Annotated in this window: 22 protein-coding genes and 1 pseudogene; 10 read left to right on the top strand and 13 right to left on the bottom strand. The window is 47.7% G+C overall.

Going from position 1 to position 17,473, the window contains the following annotated elements; all coding sequences use genetic code 11:
* Nucleotides 1–43: 43 nt before the first annotated feature.
* Genes NOM72_RS05905 through NOM72_RS05885 form a run of 5 tightly spaced genes read right to left on the bottom strand, consistent with a single transcriptional unit; the run spans nucleotide 44 to nucleotide 1,870 of the window.
* Nucleotides 44–397, bottom strand: coding sequence for a hypothetical protein (locus NOM72_RS05905; protein ID WP_255998164.1), 354 nt, complete (start codon nucleotides 395–397; stop codon nucleotides 44–46).
* Nucleotides 394–609 carry a helix-turn-helix transcriptional regulator gene (locus NOM72_RS05900; RefSeq protein ID WP_255998162.1) on the bottom strand — a complete coding sequence of 72 codons (216 nt, stop codon included), beginning with the start codon at nucleotides 607–609 and terminating at the stop codon, nucleotides 394–396. Before NOM72_RS05900 ends, NOM72_RS05905 begins: the two co-directional genes overlap by 4 nt.
* A gap of 56 nt (nucleotides 610–665) precedes the next feature.
* A complete protein-coding gene (locus tag NOM72_RS05895) occupies nucleotides 666–1,121 on the bottom strand; it encodes a GNAT family N-acetyltransferase (RefSeq protein ID WP_035397107.1) in 456 nt (151 codons plus the stop codon).
* Nucleotides 1,122–1,140: 19 nt separating this feature from the next.
* Nucleotides 1,141–1,485 carry a DUF3147 family protein gene (locus NOM72_RS05890; protein ID WP_035397105.1) on the bottom strand — a complete coding sequence of 115 codons (345 nt, stop codon included), beginning with the start codon at nucleotides 1,483–1,485 and terminating at the stop codon, nucleotides 1,141–1,143.
* Nucleotides 1,466–1,870, bottom strand: coding sequence for a MarR family winged helix-turn-helix transcriptional regulator (locus tag NOM72_RS05885; RefSeq protein WP_055968336.1), 405 nt, complete (start codon nucleotides 1,868–1,870; stop codon nucleotides 1,466–1,468). The genes NOM72_RS05890 and NOM72_RS05885 overlap by 20 nt, the downstream gene beginning before the upstream one ends.
* Nucleotides 1,871–1,944: 74 nt before the next feature.
* On the opposite strand from NOM72_RS05885, the gene NOM72_RS05880 reads away from it, so the two are divergent.
* Together NOM72_RS05880 and NOM72_RS05875 are read left to right on the top strand one after the other, a co-directional pair.
* Complete coding sequence (locus NOM72_RS05880) at nucleotides 1,945–2,301, top strand: hypothetical protein (RefSeq protein WP_255998159.1); 357 nt, start codon at nucleotides 1,945–1,947, stop codon at nucleotides 2,299–2,301.
* Between the two features lie 12 nt (nucleotides 2,302–2,313).
* Entirely contained in the window at nucleotides 2,314–3,081 is a 768-nt protein-coding gene (locus tag NOM72_RS05875; protein WP_255998157.1) for a nucleotidyltransferase domain-containing protein, read from the top strand.
* Here NOM72_RS05875 and NOM72_RS05870 read toward each other — a convergent pair.
* Nucleotides 3,070–3,780, bottom strand: a pseudogene (locus NOM72_RS05870) (class I SAM-dependent methyltransferase). The gene NOM72_RS05875 and the pseudogene NOM72_RS05870 overlap by 12 nt on opposite strands.
* Nucleotides 3,781–3,963: 183 nt before the next feature.
* On the opposite strand from NOM72_RS05870, the gene NOM72_RS05865 reads away from it, so the two are divergent.
* Entirely contained in the window at nucleotides 3,964–4,599 is a 636-nt protein-coding gene (locus NOM72_RS05865; RefSeq protein ID WP_255998155.1) for a homing endonuclease associated repeat-containing protein, read from the top strand.
* Nucleotides 4,600–4,647: 48 nt separating this feature from the next.
* Here NOM72_RS05865 and NOM72_RS05860 read toward each other — a convergent pair whose 3' ends face one another.
* From NOM72_RS05860 to NOM72_RS05850, 3 genes are read right to left on the bottom strand one after another with little or no spacing between them, the layout of a single operon-like run.
* The gene (locus tag NOM72_RS05860) at nucleotides 4,648–5,058 is read right to left on the bottom strand and encodes a DUF4362 domain-containing protein (protein ID WP_255998145.1); all 411 of its coding nucleotides are present in this window, start codon (nucleotides 5,056–5,058) and stop codon (nucleotides 4,648–4,650) included.
* A 16-nt stretch (nucleotides 5,059–5,074) separates the two neighbouring features.
* A complete protein-coding gene (locus NOM72_RS05855) occupies nucleotides 5,075–5,581 on the bottom strand; it encodes an SRPBCC family protein (RefSeq protein ID WP_023468473.1) in 507 nt (168 codons plus the stop codon).
* Nucleotides 5,553–5,918 (bottom strand): ArsR/SmtB family transcription factor, encoded by a 366-nt coding sequence (locus tag NOM72_RS05850; protein WP_023468474.1) that lies wholly within the window; start codon nucleotides 5,916–5,918, stop codon nucleotides 5,553–5,555. The genes NOM72_RS05855 and NOM72_RS05850 overlap by 29 nt, the downstream gene beginning before the upstream one ends.
* A gap of 136 nt (nucleotides 5,919–6,054) precedes the next feature.
* Here NOM72_RS05850 and NOM72_RS05845 point away from each other — a divergent pair, with 136 nt between their 5' ends.
* Nucleotides 6,055–6,909: a LysR family transcriptional regulator gene (locus NOM72_RS05845; protein ID WP_255998141.1), complete on the top strand. Its 855-nt coding sequence runs from the start codon at nucleotides 6,055–6,057 to the stop codon at nucleotides 6,907–6,909.
* Here NOM72_RS05845 and NOM72_RS05840 read toward each other — a convergent pair.
* Complete coding sequence (locus NOM72_RS05840) at nucleotides 6,897–7,526, bottom strand: hypothetical protein (protein WP_255998139.1); 630 nt, start codon at nucleotides 7,524–7,526, stop codon at nucleotides 6,897–6,899. The two genes, NOM72_RS05845 and NOM72_RS05840, sit on opposite strands and share 13 nt — an antisense overlap.
* A 118-nt stretch (nucleotides 7,527–7,644) precedes the next feature.
* On the opposite strand from NOM72_RS05840, the gene NOM72_RS05835 reads away from it, so the two are divergent.
* The 3 genes from NOM72_RS05835 (at nucleotide 7,645) to NOM72_RS05825 (ending at nucleotide 10,324) form a co-directional block, all read left to right on the top strand.
* Nucleotides 7,645–8,412 carry an SDR family NAD(P)-dependent oxidoreductase gene (locus NOM72_RS05835; RefSeq protein WP_214746014.1) on the top strand — a complete coding sequence of 256 codons (768 nt, stop codon included), beginning with the start codon at nucleotides 7,645–7,647 and terminating at the stop codon, nucleotides 8,410–8,412.
* Between the two features lie 62 nt (nucleotides 8,413–8,474).
* On the top strand, nucleotides 8,475–9,272 hold the full coding sequence (locus NOM72_RS05830) for an SDR family NAD(P)-dependent oxidoreductase (protein ID WP_174316373.1): 798 nt from the start codon (nucleotides 8,475–8,477) through the stop codon (nucleotides 9,270–9,272).
* Between the two features lie 26 nt (nucleotides 9,273–9,298).
* Nucleotides 9,299–10,324: a phosphotransferase gene (locus NOM72_RS05825; protein WP_255998137.1), complete on the top strand. Its 1,026-nt coding sequence runs from the start codon at nucleotides 9,299–9,301 to the stop codon at nucleotides 10,322–10,324.
* 17 nt (nucleotides 10,325–10,341) lie between these two features.
* Here the strand turns inward: NOM72_RS05825 and NOM72_RS05820 are convergent, their stop codons facing one another.
* On the bottom strand, nucleotides 10,342–11,589 hold the full coding sequence (locus NOM72_RS05820; protein ID WP_255998136.1) for a polysaccharide deacetylase family protein: 1,248 nt from the start codon (nucleotides 11,587–11,589) through the stop codon (nucleotides 10,342–10,344).
* A gap of 193 nt (nucleotides 11,590–11,782) precedes the next feature.
* On the opposite strand from NOM72_RS05820, the gene NOM72_RS05815 reads away from it, so the two are divergent.
* A complete protein-coding gene (locus NOM72_RS05815) occupies nucleotides 11,783–13,198 on the top strand; it encodes an NAD-dependent succinate-semialdehyde dehydrogenase (RefSeq protein WP_255998135.1) in 1,416 nt (471 codons plus the stop codon).
* 155 nt (nucleotides 13,199–13,353) lie between these two features.
* The gene (locus tag NOM72_RS05810) at nucleotides 13,354–13,797 is read left to right on the top strand and encodes an NUDIX hydrolase (protein ID WP_255998134.1); all 444 of its coding nucleotides are present in this window, start codon (nucleotides 13,354–13,356) and stop codon (nucleotides 13,795–13,797) included.
* A gap of 85 nt (nucleotides 13,798–13,882) precedes the next feature.
* On the opposite strand, the gene NOM72_RS05805 is transcribed toward NOM72_RS05810, so the two are convergent.
* Nucleotides 13,883–15,898 carry a Na+/H+ antiporter gene (locus tag NOM72_RS05805; RefSeq protein WP_023468480.1) on the bottom strand — a complete coding sequence of 672 codons (2,016 nt, stop codon included), beginning with the start codon at nucleotides 15,896–15,898 and terminating at the stop codon, nucleotides 13,883–13,885.
* Between the two features lie 56 nt (nucleotides 15,899–15,954).
* The gene (locus tag NOM72_RS05800; RefSeq protein WP_255998133.1) at nucleotides 15,955–16,863 is read right to left on the bottom strand and encodes a helix-turn-helix transcriptional regulator; all 909 of its coding nucleotides are present in this window, start codon (nucleotides 16,861–16,863) and stop codon (nucleotides 15,955–15,957) included.
* Between the two features lie 83 nt (nucleotides 16,864–16,946).
* Between NOM72_RS05800 and NOM72_RS05795 the strand changes: the two genes are divergently transcribed.
* Nucleotides 16,947–17,471, top strand: a complete 525-nt coding sequence (locus NOM72_RS05795) for a dihydrofolate reductase family protein (RefSeq protein ID WP_023468482.1) — start codon at nucleotides 16,947–16,949, stop codon at nucleotides 17,469–17,471.
* Nucleotides 17,472–17,473: the final 2 nt, after the last annotated feature.

Below are 17,473 nucleotides of genomic sequence, written 5' to 3'. Positions count from 1 at the left end.
TGGAGTAAAGGGATGTGTCAGACACATTCCTTTTTTGTATTCATCAAATCCGTCGATTGACAAATATTAATATGATTGGAAAGAACAGGATTTGCCCTCCTAATGCTAGCAACAGAGCAAATTGAATGTCTTTTATGATCGACAGATTGACGAGAATCAAGATCAAGAAAAGATATCCGATACTTACGAGATAAGCGATATGTCCACTACGGATTTTAATCTCTCCTTGGCGCTCATCATACGGTTCCGCTGGCGAGAATACCGTTCCTGTGATACGTGACGTGACGCCAGCTAAAACGAGGATGATTCCGAGTGTTTTAGCCGCCGAATCTGTCATCGTTAAGTACAGACCTACTCCAATTAAAATGATGTCTAGTAACACATTGACTCGCTTCATTCTGTTTCCTCCTCGTTCATTCGATTCGGTGTAAAGATGTCTTCGATTCGCCGTTCAAACAGATCAGCTAGTGTAAACGCGAGGTCGAGTGACGGATTGTACCGCTCTTTTTCGATAGAAATGACCGTCTGACGCGACACGTTCAATCGTTTTGCCAGTTCGCCTTGCGACCAGCCACGTTCTTCGCGCATCTCTCTGACCTTATTTTTCATGATCCCACCTCACGCTTCCACTATATGTAAATAACACTCTACCTGTCAAGTTTCCTTTACATCCCTTTTATACGTTCCCACATGATATATCGCTCGTCGCTCCCGACCTGCATCAATCCCGCTTTTTCGAGTACTCGGATCGATGCTTGATTCGTCGACTCCGTCTTCGCAAGTACCCCTGTCACTTCCGTTTGTTCGAACGCCCATTCGATCAATGCTTGAACTGCTTCCGTCGCAAACCCTTGATTGAGATACGCTGGTAACAGACCATAACCGATTTCGACCGCTTGTCGTATGTCCGGCTTCCCCTTAAATCCGATATCCCCAATTACCTGACCATCCTTTGTCATGACGAGCCAGCTGCCCCAGTATAGCATCGAAGGATCTGACGCTACTGACATCAAATGATGCTGAACTTCCGGTCCGTTATCGTAGTGCTGTTGTTGTAGCCGTGTCACGTCATTCGCCGTACACGGATGAATCGTCAAGCGCTCCGTTTGAAGGATTACCATCGCTTTCGCTCCTTTTTGATTACGTTTGCCACCAATGTTGTAGTTGACGTTGAACATACCAACAAACGATAAAAAAACTTGTTGCACCAAGTATACTGTAAAAAACAGGAATCCCTAAGCGAATTAACCCATATAAGACGGCAAGCAATAAGAACGTCGCTGGTAATCCGAGTAACACACTCTTTAAGAATGTACTCAGTTCTGCCCGTTCACTTCCCTGTTTAACGAGCCAGGCAAAGCTGATCAGACTGACGACGGGCAATGCAGACAACACACCACCCAGTGACGGTGAACGCCGGGCGACTTCCGTGACGAGACCGATGACCAGTGCGCTCGACAGCACCTTAACGAGAAAAGCAGTCATCTGCCGCCTCCCGCAACAATCGAAACGCCTGTTCAATCGTCTGTTGTTCTGTTTTTGACATCGTAGCAAGGACTTGATTTAACCGTTCAGGATCGAGCTCGGTATGACGACGAACGATTGTATCTCCTAAGACTGTCAAACCAATCGTCACTTGGCGCTGGTCTTCTGGATTTCGCTTTTTTTCGATATAGCCTAATCTCTCCAACTTTTTGACGTGCTCAGACGTCGTATTATGTGAGAGGCGAAATGCCTCGGCAATCTGCTTGATCGTCGGATTCATCGCAAATTGAATGTATTGCAAAATACGCACACTTTGGTGAGACAGGTTTTCTTCGAACCGTGGATGTAATTGATAATAAATTTTTGCAAAATCAGCTGAAATCATAATGCTCCCCCTTATATCGTATAATCCGAATATATCGTAAATTACGATATATAACCAGAGAAAGAGGTATTTTCATGAAAAAAGTGTTAGCTACTATCGTATTGGTCATTCTTTTTCTCAGTGGATGCTTAGCGGAGACGACGATGACAACGACGGACCTCATCGCGGCGGAAGCCATTAAACAAGCTCAAGACGTCATCCGCTTGAACGATCGCGTGTACCGACTAGATCAGGTCGTAACCGTCTCGAGTCTTTCTTTGACTTCTGGTCCACGTGTTCAAAAAATAGCATCCGAAAAGACGCTCAACGACAGCATGGCAACTCGTCTTAAGAGCGGTACGGTCATCTATCAAGAAAAAGATGATACGATTTTTTTATATGTACAGCGAAACAAGAAGTGGTATCGCTATCAATCCATCCCTGAAGGATAAGGAGGAAAACAGATGCAGTATCCAACGACATTGGGCACGAAAAATGGCTACATCCACAATCCAACTTCCGCTGAAGCGATTCCTGTCCGTTATCGTGCCGTGATTCAGGACGTCGTCGCCTATGTACAAACCTTATCTGCGTTTCATGGCGTGTACTTGTATGGCAGCGTCGCCAAAGGAACGGCGCGTCCCTTTGAATCCGACCTCGATTTTACACTGATTTTGACAGAACCGTTGACGGAAGAAGAACACATGCAGTTAGATGAACGGACGGAAGACTGGTTGAAGGACTATCCATTCGTCACCAAAATCGATTATGACATCGGTCTGCTTGGCGACGTCATTCGGGATGACGAAGTTCTTCGCTGGGGCGTCTGGTTGAAATCCGTCAACTTGTTTTTGGCAGGCGAAAATCTCCAAAGTCGATTTCCATCCCTTCGTCCGACACGCGCTCTTGGCTTCGCGTTAAACAATGGAGTATGTGAGCAGTTGAAAACGGATTTATTTCTCTTAGAAACCGGTCAGGTCGCTCTGCTTCATTCCGATTCGATCGTGAAACGGATTATTCGGAGTGCCTATCACCTCATCTTAGAAGAAGATCAAAGCTTCGTGCATGACCTAGAGACACTCCGCCCGATCCTGCTTTATTATTTCCCTGACGAACCGCGCTTTTTGTCACTGTTCGCCGCTTACGATACAGACCAAATCGTTTCGCTAGAAGATGTCCACTACTTTGTGGACTGGTTCGCGTCTCGAATGCCGGACGAATCAATTCTTTAATCGAAACAGACCAGTCCACAGTCCAGCATGACCAAATAATGCCTCCGGATTGTCGACGGGTTTCATTTCCGTTAGTTCGATGACGTCGAATGCATCGAATATGGAGAGTAATCGCTCTTTCGTGTATCCAAGTCCACCTTGGAGACTATTTTCTTGATAGACCTCCCAGTCCGTCAACGTCGCCCCGCCAAGCGGACCGCCCGCAACAAAACACGTCAATCCGAAATATCCTCCTGGGCGCAACATCTCCTTCATTCGCGTCACATAGGTCACACGTCGATGTGGCGCCATATGATGAAAACAGCCGGAATCGTAAATGAAATCATAAGTATTCTGTTCGGTCGTCTTTAGAAAATCTTGCTTTCGAAACGCAACGTGCGCTCCAGTCTGTTGCGCTTGTTCTGTTGCCCAGTCTAACGCGGTTGCTGAAAGATCCAGTCCCGTCACCGAGAAACCATGTGTTGCGAGATAGATCGCATTCCGCCCTGGTCCTGTTCCGAGATCTAATGCGTCACCAGTCGAGAGCCAGCCCTGTTCGACGTAGCGAACTAAGTTCTAGTCCGGAATGTTCTTAAAAAACGGGACCGGTTTCGACCGATCTTCATAGAACTTGTCCCAAAACGGTTCTGGTTCACGCAATCGTGCGTCGAGCATCTTTAAAATATCCTCCATCGTATCAATCGTCTGTGTTTCTGTCATTGATCAGTTCCCCCCCTTTTCTACTATAATATTGTATTCGTGTTCCAGCTCTGATTTTCCTGTATTTCCTGGATAAAAATGCGCTATTTTTCTTACCTTACGATATTGTTAGTATGTTCTCGCAATCCCTCATGCTACACTAGCCTGTAATTGAAACAACCATTCAAAAGGGAGATATCTTGCATGCGTCAACATCCGACTTCCACTTCCACCTTAGCAACGGATGAGAAGATCATCCGCTTGATTCAAGGTCTTCATCAAATGCACCATTCACCTATGAAAGCTACCCATTATCAAAAGTTAGCAGCTCAACTTCCTTACCCTTCGCTTGAAGAAATCAACGCCCGATTCGGTTCGTGGGCACACCTGTTAGAACGAGCTGGAATCGTCAAGGCTTCCCATTTATCGACGAAAGAACGCATGACGCTGAACCGTCCCGCTGCGGTCAAGCGAACGAAGCGGTGGTCGATCGAAGAAAGCGTTGCTTTTTATGTCGCACAAAAAGGAACGAACATGACGATTCGCTCCTACACGGAATTGCGGGATCTACACCCAGAGATGCTGAGTGCGAATACGATCATTCGTCGGTTCGGTACCTGGAAAAATGCCTTGGCACACTTCGACCTCACCTCGAACGGCTTCTTCACCGATCAAGACTGCTTAGACGCTCTTCAACAAGCTGCATCCACACATGGACCGCTTCTGACGAGTCAACAATATGCCAAGTGGGCGCGTGCGCACCAAGCACCTTCACTGACGTTGTTGATTGAACGCTTCTCCAGTTGGCGCGAAGCCTTGCGTCGTCTCGACAGCGAATAAAAAGGATCGTGCCCGCTGATTGATTCGACGGGACACGATTCTTTTTGATTATTGTGTTAGCAATCGTAGCAGCTCATGATCCTCTCCTTCAGCGCATTGACGTAACGTGTAGGTTGCCTTCTGCTTCACGATTGTCTTGTCGAGTTGCTGACAGACTTCGTTTTTACGATCATCGTCTGTTGTACCGAATTGATCACGCGATGAATCAGACGTGTAGTGATACGACTTACCCTCATACTTGACGTCATACAATACCGGGTCTCCTTCAGTCGTAAATGCCGTGATGCGAATCTGATCTGATTTGCCTTGCGTTGACTTCTTTAAAAAGGACTCGAATCGGTCGCTGTTCGTAACATCATTCTGGACGATGATGTCGCCATTCTCTTTCGCCTCTTCCATCGTATATTTTCCACAACCGGCTAAACAAAGCAGACATACTATAAGACCGAGCTTCCGCATCCTTACCGACTCCTTCTCAACGTTTCGTTAATAAGCGATCAAGGCGATGCAGCTGCGACGTAAAGCCTTCCTTCATCCCCATACCGAGCACTTCTTGCACGGCTGCTTCTGTCTCATAGGTCGACTCGAAGACGATCAACGTCGTCTCCCCGTGGTCGAGGAATGTCGTGACATTCTCGCTTCCTGGTAAATGTTCTGAGATCGCCCCTGACGCGTCCGAGAAATAATCGGCATGACTATACGTGTTCGGAGCATCGATGTGTCTGAAAATCGCTTTCCCCCACGACTCCATGCCGTAAAAGTCACCTTGCGCCGGATCAACACAGCGCATGCAATAATGCCATACGCCACCCGGTTGAAACTCAAACGTCTTGATCGTCGTTTCCCAGCCTTCCGGACCCCACCACGTTTCAAGCTGCTCTTTTTCTGTGAATGCAGCAAAGACGCTATCTCGTGGCGCCTCGCACGTCCATTCCATTCGTAAAGTCTTCCCCTCAATCGAGGTCTTCAATTCCTTTTTCATTCGTCCCGTCTCCCTTCACGTTCGACTGAATCTGCTTCAAATGTGCGTCTAGACGATGCATACGGGCTTCCATTTGCGCAAGCGAGTTGCTCCACATGACGAGCTCTCGAAACGCTTCTGGGCGAAGGCTATACAGGCGACGATTCGCCTGCCGTTCGACAGTGATCAGTTCCGCGTCAAGCAACAGCTTCAAATGCTTCGAGGTTTGCGGTTGGCGTAAGTGTAGTTGTTCAGCCAACTCATTGACGGAGCGAGGACCGTTTCGTAACGCTTCAATAAGTTGGAGCCGTGTCGCGTCTCCGAGTGCTGAGAATCGTATTGGTATCCGATCGTTCATATCCGTTCACCTCTTTATTTTGTATATTCCCATTTTAGAATATTCCAAACCAAGAATATAAAAAGTGCAAAATGATTGTCAGATGCGTTCAAATGACGTACGTTCTAGACAACCTGTATGAAAAGAGCGTGAACCAATGAAGACCGAATGGATGGAAGCATTCCTCGTCACCGCGGAGACCGGTAGCCTGACGAAAGCAAGCGAAGTACTGCATATGACGCAACCGGCGTTAAGTAAACAAATCAAAAGTCTTGAGAGTGCACTAGACGTCTCGCTGTTACACCGTTCGGCACATGGTGTCACGTTGACGACAGCTGGCGAAATCGTCTTTGAAGAGAGCCGTGAACTGCTTGACCGGATCGATCAGATGAAACGACGGATCGGTACGATCGACGAACGGACGACGTTGACGCTCGGATCATGGCCAAGCGTCGCGATGACGTATCTCCCCCGTCATGTTTCACGACAAGCGACGGCACCGGATCTCAAATTAAAGACGGCGCATACGACGATCGATTTGATGCAAGGTCTTGAAGAACGCCGATACGATGCTGTCTTACTCGACGATCGTCACCATGTCCATCCGTATCATACGACTCATTTGTATACGGAGAACTTTTTACTTTATGTCCATCAAGACGATGAACGATTCACAGACTGTACGTCTGTGGCGTTTGAGCAAATTCGTGACGCCTCTTTCTTGTCGCTTCCGATCGATTGCGATTCGACGAACATCCTAAAGGACGCGTTCATCGAGCGAGGTGCCGTCTATCAAGCAGAAAACGAGATGGAATTCGGATCGAGCGTCCTCGGTTTCATCCGTGCAGGGCTCGGTATTGCCCTGTTGCCGGAGATTTTCCAAGACGGACTATCCCCTGAAATCAAGACGTTACCGGTCGACGGGTTTGATGTCGTCCGCGAATTGTCGCTCGTCTCACGAGACGCCTCCCATCATGCGATCCTGCTTGATTTACTCGGTCAGTCGCGCTGAAGATGCACTTGTAGTCCATGTCTCAGATTTTCGACCTGATCTTGTGAAATCGCCGAGTCCGGTGTGTCACCGTACCGGACGAGATGATAGATTGATGGATCGAGCGTGACATCAATCCGCTGTAACCATTCGCCGACCGTCTCTTCGGAGCGGCGGCGTTTTTGTTGTGTCAGTTTTCGATCGAACGTTTGTAACAGACGGCGAATCTCTGACTCTGATTCTTCACCAACAAGTGTTTGTCGTATCGAACGATTTGGGGAAAACACCGGCGGCGGCTCCATTAAATCGTCGATTACATTCTCTCGTCTGCGTCGTTTTCGCAAATGCTTCAAGCAATAACGCACACTGAAGATGACAATCAGTAGTATGACAAGACCGACGACGCCGTAAAAGGTAGCAACACCTAAGGCATCCTTATCCGCAAATCCCCCGCTTTGGATGTCCATTTTTTGCTTGGTCGGTTTTCCTTCTTCTTTCCCGCCTCCATCAACCATAAATCGGGCTTGATAGGTTGCCGGATCATAAAAGAAATAACGATAGACTTCTGTACCGACTAGTTGAATAGCAGCAAGGCTCACGAGTGCTATACATAATGTCACAACTAAACCACGCTTCATCTCATCCCTCCTTTTCAATATTTTACCATCTCTACTTTACTATGGAGTGATTTTTCTTTCTTTTCAGTCAATTTTTCATTAGAGTAAGTGATGACTCTCAATAAAAGGACGTGACATCATGTATCTTCCAAGTTTTTCGTTAACCGATCAGACATTTCTCATCACAGGAGCTGGTCGAGGCATCGGACGTGCACTCGCCATCGGGATGGCAGAAGCCGGTGCCGACATCATTCTCGTCGCCCGGACGGAACGCGATTTGAAGGAGACGGCACAAGAAATCGAACGACTCGGTCGAACGGCTTACATATTCCCGTGCGACATCACTGACCGGAAACAAGTCGTCGAGACGGTAGCTCGTGCTTACGAACAAGTACCGCAGATTGATGGGCTCGTCAACAATGCTGGAATGAACATTCGTTCGAAGGCACTCGATGTGACGGAAGACGAGTGGGAAACGATCCAGCAAACCAATCTGAAATCTGCTTTCTTCTTTGCTCAAGAAATTGGGAAACGGATGCAAGAGACAGGTGGAAGTATTCTGAACATCGCCTCGGTTGCTGGTCACGTCGCCTTACGGACCGGCGTCGTGTATGCGACGACGAAAGCGGCAATGATTCAGATGACGAAAGTACTGGCGCTTGAATGGGGACCACGAAACATTCGTGTCAATGCGATCGGACCGTGGTATTTTAAGACACCATTAACGGAACCATTGCTGAAAGATCCTACATACCTGCAAGAGATCGTTGACGTGACACCGCTCGGTCGGGTCGGTGAATTAGAAGAACTGGTTGGACCAGCTGTCTTCTTATCGTCTGCTGCTGCCCGTTACGTGACCGGGCAAACGCTTTATGTCGATGGTGGGATGACGATTAAAGGTTTTTAAGACAGAAGAAGACGGATGCGCATCTGTCCATCCATCTTATCGTATCTGAAAGGAGCTTCATCATGTCAAAACGGATTGCACTCGTCGCTGGTGGCTCGCGTGGCGCCGGACGTGGCATCGCCTATGCCTTAGGTGACGCCGGAATGATCGTTTACGTCACGGGACGAAGTACGAATGAACAGACGACGGATCATCGAAGCGAAACGATCGAAGAGACGGCTGCTGGTGTCACGGCACGCGGCGGACTCGGCATCCCGATCGTTTGTGACCATACGAGTCTTGACGATATCGATCGTCTGATTCAGCAGATCCAGCACCGCCATGGTCGAATTGACCTCCTCGTCAATTGTGTGTTCGGTGGTTCGGAAAGCCACTTACCGTCTGGAACCGGACGACGGTTTTGGGAGCGACCACCGGAACATTGGGACGCGATGATGTCTGCCGGTCCAAAAGCGTACTTGTGGACGATTCGAGCCGCGATGCCATTACTGCAACAGAGTCCAGCTGCGCTCGTCATCAATCTGACGTCATTCACTCCAGATCAGGTGTCAGGAAACCTCTATTATGATTTAGCGATGCAAACGATTAATCGAATGACACACGTCATGGCGCAGGAGTTAGCTCAGACGACCATCTCCGTTATCGCGCTCTGCCCCGGTTTCATGCGGACGGAACGAGTCGTCGATGCCGGTTTCGCGAGTGCCGCGACTGAATCGACGACCTATATCGGACGAGCCGTTACAGCGCTGATGGCGGATGACGATGTTAGCCCTTATTCTGGACAAGCCGTCTTCGTTGCCGATCTCGCGAAGACCTATCACTTTACGGATCAGGACGGGACGCAACCACTACCGTTTTGACCTATACCGTTAGAGGAGTGTAAACTATGTGTCCTGAAGATAATCAATTGATTTCGCTCGCTTTATCACGATTTGGGATTTCATATGATTCTGCTCTAGATCATTCAATCTCTTTATCGACTTTCGGAATTCATGGTGACAAACATTATCGAATAATCTGTAATAGTAACGCTTATTCTTTACGCCTTCTTGCGGATGATCGATATAGTTCTGAGACAGAACTTGCCTCTGCATCTGATTTGAATCAGCAATTATACGCAACTGATAGGATACGTGCACACGGACTCCCCTTCATGAAACGCGTTCAACCGACAACTGACTCAAATACATTTTCAATGATTCAGGATGATGCTGGTCAAGCATGGCGCTGTGTCCTCTTTGATTGGATAGACGGCACACATATTACTGCACAAACTAAATCATCAGCGTCAAAAATGGGTGCGTTGCTCAGGCAACTACATGATATACCGGTCGATTCGCAATTTTCTTTTCCGGTCGTTGACCATACCGTCGCCTACCAAAAATGGCATCATGATCTATCAAAGGTGGATACTGTCATCACCTCAATAGACCAACAAAGGTTAGGTAACTATCTCGATCTCGTCCAGTTCCATATCTATCAGGCACAACGCAGATTGAAGAACGATGTGCTACCTGTTTTATCAACAGACCTCAATGCACTAAATATATTATGGAAGAACAATCATATCGTCGGAATCGTTGATCATGAGCATATCGGTTACTCTGATCGTATACAAGACCTCGCATGGATCCTTAAATGGTACGCACGTAATGAAGGGATTCATTCTTTTAGCGTGTCCCCTGAACTAGCGCAAACGATTTTAGAAAACTATGACATGAATATTTTTGATCACGATGATTTTGTTCGACTTAAATCGTTACTCTGGCTTTCGGGTTGTTTCAATTTTCATTTCGTTCGACAAACATTTAATCTTTTATCTGATTCTATCGTTTCAAACGAGGAATTGAGCAATCACCTAGAACGTTACCGTCAAAGAGGAAAAGCTCTCCTCTCACTACTAGCTAGTTGATCAATCGAAGGACCATGTCACTTCCGTTCCGGTCGTGCTGGATCAAAGACCTCTTCCGCATCAAAGAATGGATCGAGGACGCTCGTCTTTCCAGCAACGGCTTGACGTAAACGAATCCCATCAACGTTGATTCGAGCTTGGCGGAAGTAGTCGGGTCCAACTTGTTTCCACGCATGTTGACTCGCATCAACATTGAAGAAATAACGAAAACCGCTATCGATGAGCAAACGATATTTCTCACCCGAATAATCGTGCCAATCCCCGACATCACTGCCGTATGGATAAATCAATTGCGTCGTTTTTCCGATCAGCGGGGCAACGTCCTGCTTGTAGCGTTTAAGATCCGCACGAATCGTCGTGACTGATTCTTTCCCGATCCAAATATGTCCGTACGTATGACTCGCGAACTGCCAGCCGTCCTTTTTTAATGCGACGGCGGTCTGTTTCGCTTGTTTTCGTGCCGTTTCGACCTGTTTATTGTGTCCGTACTGGTTGTAGGAGGAACGATACCCGAGCACCCCATTATAACCTGTAATACCGAGCAACCCTTTTGCTCCTTTATAGGAAAAGTCAGGATGAGACTGGACGAACGCATCGACGATTGTTACGAGATCATAAGCGCCATCCGGCTTTCCGACCATCGCGTTGACGATTTTGCCATCTTTCACTTTTAAATTCTTCGCAAATCCATCGCCTTTCATGTATTCGTAATAATTGACGTCGTCCTGCGAGAGCACGAGCGGGTGTTTTCCTTTTGGTAAACGGACGGGTGTCTCGACGATCTTCCCGTTCACCTCTTTTGCTAAATCTGTTGGTCGGACGAGTACGTAGTTGTTTTTGTACAACGCATCCAAGATCCGTCCGAACTCCTGTTGTGTCACCATGTAATCATCGTATCCCGCTTCCTTCCGGTCACCGTCAAATGCTTGGTTTGGATCAGCAATCAATGAATGGAAGAAGAGATGCGGCACAGGTTTCGTCACAGGCAGGAGCGCCTGCTTTTTCTGTTCGTATTCTTCTTCCCTCTGTTTCGTCTCTTTTGTGCGGACGGGTTTCAACACTTTGATCGCCCGGTCATAATCGTACTGGGAAGCGTAACGATCAGCACGCTGTATCGTCTTTTCTATGTATGCTTGTTGCGAGGCTTGTCTTTTTTGCTGTGTCTCACGTGGTTTTTCCGACTTTTTCTCGCTGACTCCGCTTTCCCCACATCCACTTAGTAGTAGAATCAGCGCCACACCGCCAATGATCCAGTTCCGTCTCATGTTTTTCGACTCCTTCATCAATTTTGACGTTTTCATTCCCCTCTATTCTAACTGTTCCCGATTGTTCAGTCGATTAACTACTTTTTTGAGTCATTCCGTTTCGTTATGACTGTCCATCCAAAGCGGAACTTCCGCTCACTCGTCTTGAGGTGTTTAATAAAGGACGTAATGAAATTCACGGAGGTGCAACAAGATGATTGAAAAGAACTTAATTAATGGTGAATGGTACGATACGACAGAAACGATTCCGGTCTACGACCCAGCAACGAAAGCATTGCTCGGACATGTTCCAGCAAGTTCAGCGGAAGACGCACAACGTTCCGTTGACGCAGCGAGCGAAGCATTCGTTAAGTGGTCAAATGAAACAGCAGACACACGCGCGAATTTAGTCGACGCCTGGTATCGCTTGATCAACGAAAACCGCGAGGAACTCGCCCGCATCATGACGACGGAACAAGGGAAACCGTACGTCGAAGCACTTGGCGAAGTCGATTACGGCAATCAATACGTCCGTTGGTACGCTGAAGAAGCACGTCGGATTTACGGTGAAACGATTCCGGCTTCTGTTCCAGGGAAACGACTCTTCGTCGAAAAAGAACCGGTCGGTGTCGTCGCAGCGATCACACCATGGAACTTCCCGGCAGCGATGATTACACGTAAACTTGCACCGGCTCTTGCAGCGGGTTGTACGATTGTCCTTAAACCATCGGAAGAAACACCGTTTACGGCACTTCGCCTCGTTGAATTAGCAGAAGAAGCAGGTATCCCTAAAGGTGTCATCAACGTCCTAACAGGTGACGCGGCAACAATCAGTGGCGTCTGGCAAGCCGATTCCCGCGTCCGGAAGATCACGTTCACAGGTTCAACAGCCGTCGGGAAATTGATCATGCGTCAAGCAGCCGATACGATGAAAAAACTATCACTTGAACTCGGTGGTCACGCACCCTTCATCGTCACGGAAAATGCGGATCTCGATAAAGCCGTCGAAGGGGCAATGCGCTCGAAATTCCGGAACGGTGGACAAGCGTGTGTCGCGACGAACCGCTTCTACGTGCAAGCATCTGTCCTTAATGAGTTTACGGAAAAATTCACAGCTGCCGTCAAACAACTGCAAGTCGGGAACGGGATGGACGCTGACTCGACAGTTGGTCCATTGATCAATGCGAAAGCCGTCGCAAAAGTCAAAGCACACATCGATGACGCTGTCGCAAAAGGAGCAACGATTCTGACTGGTGGTACGATTGACGAATCTGTCGGCTACTTCGTCACTCCAACCGTGCTTGCGAATGTTACTGAAGGTATGCTTTGCATGCAGGAAGAGACGTTTGGTCCGCTCGCACCGATCTCTGTCTTTGAGACGCTTGATGAAGTCATCGAACGGGCGAACAACACACCATACGGACTGGCGGCTTACGCGTTCTCTGAACGCATCGATGAAGCATTGCTGCTCGGAAAACGACTCGAATACGGGATCGTCGGTCTGAACGATGGTGCGCCATCAGCTGCACAAGCCCCATTTGGTGGCTACAAAGAGAGTGGTCTTGGCCGTGAAGGTGGCGTCTACGGCATCGAAGATTATCTCGAAGTCAAATACTTGTCACTCGGTTAATCAATTAAACATTTCGTTTGAAACAAACGATCTTTACCCATAGGTCACCCCTCATTTCTTGAGTGAAATGAGGGGTTTTTGTTTGGCATGCTTACATACTATTTTGTAAGGTATGATTGAATTCAAATGATTATACGAAAAGGAGTGATTTAAGAATGGATGTCATCACCTTCGGGCAACAAGAACAGAACCAACACTACATAACAAGACCTGCTGTTTATGCGGTCATGCGCGACTCTCAAACAGGTAAAATTGCCGTCATTCAAAAAAAGGACGGTAAGTTGTTTCTTCCAGGTGGCGGTATCGAGACCTATGAGACGTATGAAGACTGTCTTAAAAGAGAGGTACTAGAAGAAACGGGGATGGACATCGAAATCGGTGATTCCATCGGACGAGCCAATCAACATTTCTATTCACAAAACGAAACGGCATATTATTTGAACGAAGGGCAGTTCTATCGTTGTGATGCTGGGCAGAAAGTACAAGATCCGATTGAGGATGATCATGCCTTACGATGGATCGACCCGGTTGAAGCAATCGAACATCTATTTCACGACCATCAACGCTACGCAGTCCAAAAGACGCTATACATGATTTAAATCAAAACGCACAAAAGGAGCACGATTCTCTTTTTCAGAGAAAACGTGCTCCTTTTAAATATGTGACAAACGAACAGTCTCGTTGTTATTCGACGTATTCGTAGAGAACGACACTCTCGATGTAGTGAATGAAGCGACGTAATTCCTTCTCCTCTTCGTTCGAGAGATCCCCTTCTTTCGACATATTCGCGATTTCAAGACGCTGAACTTCGATAGCTTTCAAGCAAAGTTCTTCTTTTTGCTGATCGACGTCCTTGCCACCGATTGGTGACGACCAACGCGTATGTTTGAAGCGAAGTCGTTTATAGAATTCCAGCACACTTTGAACGACGTCTGGTGGGTACGATGAGCGGCAATTCTCGAGACGTTCGATTACTGTGCCCATTACCTTTTCATACAGTTCATGCTCGACTTGTGTCATTTGAATCAACGCGTCAGATGACATGTTCGATCGTTTCCGCTTCCACCACAATTTTCGAATCGGTTGGACGATTTGGAAACGCGAATCCTTGCCGATCGCCTTACGACGGTTTTCGATCGAGCGGAAGACATCCTTCTTCAACAGATCCGGCACCTTGTGCTCAGCGACGAAACGTTTTGATTCTTCCTTTTCCCACTGGACGGCTTCCAGTCGCAGTGCTTTCAATTGATCATTGAATTGATCGAGCTCTTCCTGACTTTTTTCCTGTGCCCGAAGCAACCGAAGCATGACATGATACTCATTAAGGAGATCAAACGCAACGACCGCATTGTCTTCGTCCGTCACTTGTTTGATTTCTGAGATTGCACGGCGAATCATCCGTTGTTTTTGGGCATTCAGGTCGAGTGCGATCGGTGTAGCCGCTTCTCCCCGGTTCAAGACCGGTAAGAGAATCGTTGCGAGAACGAGTGTATAGATGATGACTCCCGCTGCAAGGAAGATGATCAATGAGCGTTCCGGGAAGGCTTCGCCGGACTCCGTCAAGAACGGTAATGACAAGACCCCGACCATCGTGATCGTTCCGCGAACCCCGACCAGTGTCGTGATTAAATCTTGTTTGAAGGACGGTCGACGATGATCGCGGTCCTCTTTTTTAAAGAACCGATGATCGAACCAATTGAAGAACATCGTCCAGACGAGACGGATCGCGAGAATGAATGAACCGATCTCGATGACATATAGCATGAGACGCCAGTTGTTGATCGCATCATCTGCAAAAATCTCGCGTGTCGCTTCCGGCAACGTCAAACCGAGCAATAAGAAGATAATCCCGTTTAACGTATACGCAATCATCGTCCAGATGTTATCCGTCAACGTCTGCTCTTGTGCAAAGAACGTTTCCGTCCGTTCTTTGATCAAGGCATGCAAGATACCACCTGTCACGACAGCGATGACGCCTGACGCGTGAAACCCTTCTTCGGCGATGAAGAAGATGATGAATGGCGTTAAAATTTGCAATAAGGCATAAAAGACAACATCTTCAATGCCGGCGCGACGCAAGCGAACCTTGAGAAAGTTCATCGCGAGTGAAATCGTCAATCCGATCAATGCTCCGACGATGAACATGTAGAAGAACTCAGTCGTTGCGCTTTGAAGCGAGAAATACCCTGTGACGACAGCAGCGACCGCATAACTGAACGCAACTAATCCTGAAGCGTCATTGATCAGCGATTCTCCACGGACGAGCGTCAGAATCTGTTCTGGAATCTGGACACGTTTCGCAATCCCGTTGACGGCAATCGGATCGGTCGGCGATAAAATCGCAGCTAAAGCAAAGGCAGCAGCGACTGGAATAACTGGAATCAACCAGTTGATGAAGTACCCTCCGACGATCGTCGTCAACAAGACGAGAATGATCGCGTTCCCGAAGATCGCTGTCCGCATCCGCCATAAATCTTCTCGTGGGAAGTGAGAACTATCGTTGTAAAGTAACGGTGCGATGAATAAGAGGAGGAACCACTCGGATTCGACCTCGATCGTCAAACCACTCATCAGGAGAGCGGCGACGGTTCCGGCAATGATTTGAATCAAAGCCGTTGGGATGAAACGGATGTAATGTCCGATGACTTGCGTCAATAAAATAAGCGCAAGCATCAATAAAATCAATGATAGTGTTTCCATGGAAGACCCCTTCCTCTATTGTTTCTTTCTACCTATATCCTAACATAGTTTTTTAATCAATCCTGTCCGAGCGCCTTATCGGACCGTTGCACAGCAATCATTTCTTCTGCTTGACGAATCAACTGCTCCCGGAGTTCGAGTGGTTCAAGGACTCGAACTTCCGGACCGAGCCGCATCAATTGGCGTCCGAGATACGGCAGTTCGGTTTCCGGAACCAACCATGTTCGTTCCGAATGAATCGGTAAAATCCCCTCTAGCAACCGTTCGCCTAATGGTGATAATTCCAGTTTCACCGTCGTCATCGGTACACGTGTCATGTCTTGTTCCAAATCTGAAAAGGTTAACTCGGTTGCTGGCAACTCATGAAGCGTCACGTCTTTGATCCGATCAACACGGAACTGGCGATACCCTCGATTCGTCTGTCCATAGAAGTACCAGCGATTCTGTTCGAACGATAAACCAATCGGATCTACGACGATCATGCGTCGTCCTTTTGTCGTCTCATACAGAATATTCCCCATCCGTCCGCTCTCTAACAAGTCGAGTAACGCTGGATTTTGCGGCGACGGTGGTGTGTCGACCGTTTGAAAGCGAAAGCGGTCTTTCCATTTTACAATCTGTTGCTCCGTCATTTTCGGTAACTCGTTCGCATAGCGTTCAGCGACTTCCTGACGAATCGTTCCGAATGGAAAATCAGGAATCTGACTAATCCATTCCAGAAGGATGAAGAAGACAATCGTCTCTTCATCCGTCAAAACGAGTGGCGGCATGTTCCGATGTGGCAACATCCGGTACCCCCCTGCTACGCCAGGTTCGCTATAGATTGGATAACCATTTGCTTCAAGTACCGTCATGTCTCGTTGAATCGTCCGGATCGACACCTGACATTCTTCCGCGAGCATCCGTGCAGAGAAGTGTTCGCCCCGGTTTAACAAGCGTACTAAACGCCATTGTCTCGTATTCATACAGTTCCTCCTATAATGACGACATCTTTTGTCGTCATTATACGCTAAGATGAAGTCACACGATGCAAAAGGAGGAATTATGGATGTCACAACCTACGACCGTTCTTTATATCGCTTGTAGTCTTGACGGGAAAATTGCCAGACTCGATGGTTCACTTGATTGGTTATTTGCCGTTGCCGGAGACGGGGATAATGGTTATCAAGCGTTCTATGATCAAGTCGGTGCCGTCATCATGGGACGAAAAACATATGATGAAGTCCTACAACTCAGCGAGACATACCCTTACGCAGATATTCCGAGTTATATCTATAGCCGGACGCAACGAACGTCTGAGACGGTCACCTATACGGATGAACCGCTCGATCAACTGCTCGACCGGATTTCGCCAACGATCGAAGGTAACGTTTGGCTGATCGGTGGTGGCGAGTTGATTCAAGAAGCGTTGCGCTTAAAGCGCATCCGCTCGATTGAACTGGCGATCGCCCCTGTCATCCTTGGAACAGGTATCCCGCTGTTTCCGGAAGGAACGAGTGAAACCAATCTTCGTTTGACAGCGAGTCGCCATTCGGGACAATTCCTGATGGCGACGTATGAAGTCTTGACTTAAAC

The sequence above is a fragment of the Exiguobacterium sp. LL15 genome (genome assembly GCF_024436095.1).
GTDB classification, from domain to species: Bacteria; Bacillota; Bacilli; order Exiguobacteriales; family Exiguobacteriaceae; genus Exiguobacterium_A; species Exiguobacterium_A indicum.
The sequence above is the reverse complement of the archived record's forward strand: the minus strand, read 5'-3'. Positions and strand labels throughout refer to the sequence as shown.

Excerpts from the sequence above, each read along its gene's own strand:
- NOM72_RS05905 (WP_255998164.1), bottom strand. The coding sequence starts at position 397 with ATGAAGCGAGTCAATGTGTTACTAGACATCATTTTAATTGGAGTAGGT.
- NOM72_RS05900 (WP_255998162.1), bottom strand. The coding sequence starts at position 609 with ATGAAAAATAAGGTCAGAGAGATGCGCGAAGAACGTGGCTGGTCGCAA.
- NOM72_RS05895 (WP_035397107.1), bottom strand. The coding sequence starts at position 1,121 with ATGGTAATCCTTCAAACGGAGCGCTTGACGATTCATCCGTGTACGGCG.
- NOM72_RS05890 (WP_035397105.1), bottom strand. The coding sequence starts at position 1,485 with ATGACTGCTTTTCTCGTTAAGGTGCTGTCGAGCGCACTGGTCATCGGT.
- NOM72_RS05885 (WP_055968336.1), bottom strand. The coding sequence starts at position 1,870 with ATGATTTCAGCTGATTTTGCAAAAATTTATTATCAATTACATCCACGG.
- NOM72_RS05880 (WP_255998159.1), top strand. The coding sequence starts at position 1,945 with ATGAAAAAAGTGTTAGCTACTATCGTATTGGTCATTCTTTTTCTCAGT.
- NOM72_RS05875 (WP_255998157.1), top strand. The coding sequence starts at position 2,314 with ATGCAGTATCCAACGACATTGGGCACGAAAAATGGCTACATCCACAAT.
- NOM72_RS05865 (WP_255998155.1), top strand. The coding sequence starts at position 3,964 with ATGCGTCAACATCCGACTTCCACTTCCACCTTAGCAACGGATGAGAAG.
- NOM72_RS05860 (WP_255998145.1), bottom strand. The coding sequence starts at position 5,058 with ATGCGGAAGCTCGGTCTTATAGTATGTCTGCTTTGTTTAGCCGGTTGT.
- NOM72_RS05855 (WP_023468473.1), bottom strand. The coding sequence starts at position 5,581 with ATGAAAAAGGAATTGAAGACCTCGATTGAGGGGAAGACTTTACGAATG.
- NOM72_RS05850 (WP_023468474.1), bottom strand. The coding sequence starts at position 5,918 with ATGAACGATCGGATACCAATACGATTCTCAGCACTCGGAGACGCGACA.
- NOM72_RS05845 (WP_255998141.1), top strand. The coding sequence starts at position 6,055 with ATGAAGACCGAATGGATGGAAGCATTCCTCGTCACCGCGGAGACCGGT.
- NOM72_RS05840 (WP_255998139.1), bottom strand. The coding sequence starts at position 7,526 with ATGAAGCGTGGTTTAGTTGTGACATTATGTATAGCACTCGTGAGCCTT.
- NOM72_RS05835 (WP_214746014.1), top strand. The coding sequence starts at position 7,645 with ATGTATCTTCCAAGTTTTTCGTTAACCGATCAGACATTTCTCATCACA.
- NOM72_RS05830 (WP_174316373.1), top strand. The coding sequence starts at position 8,475 with ATGTCAAAACGGATTGCACTCGTCGCTGGTGGCTCGCGTGGCGCCGGA.
- NOM72_RS05825 (WP_255998137.1), top strand. The coding sequence starts at position 9,299 with ATGTGTCCTGAAGATAATCAATTGATTTCGCTCGCTTTATCACGATTT.
- NOM72_RS05820 (WP_255998136.1), bottom strand. The coding sequence starts at position 11,589 with ATGAGACGGAACTGGATCATTGGCGGTGTGGCGCTGATTCTACTACTA.
- NOM72_RS05815 (WP_255998135.1), top strand. The coding sequence starts at position 11,783 with ATGATTGAAAAGAACTTAATTAATGGTGAATGGTACGATACGACAGAA.
- NOM72_RS05810 (WP_255998134.1), top strand. The coding sequence starts at position 13,354 with ATGGATGTCATCACCTTCGGGCAACAAGAACAGAACCAACACTACATA.
- NOM72_RS05805 (WP_023468480.1), bottom strand. The coding sequence starts at position 15,898 with ATGGAAACACTATCATTGATTTTATTGATGCTTGCGCTTATTTTATTG.
- NOM72_RS05800 (WP_255998133.1), bottom strand. The coding sequence starts at position 16,863 with ATGAATACGAGACAATGGCGTTTAGTACGCTTGTTAAACCGGGGCGAA.
- NOM72_RS05795 (WP_023468482.1), top strand. The coding sequence starts at position 16,947 with ATGTCACAACCTACGACCGTTCTTTATATCGCTTGTAGTCTTGACGGG.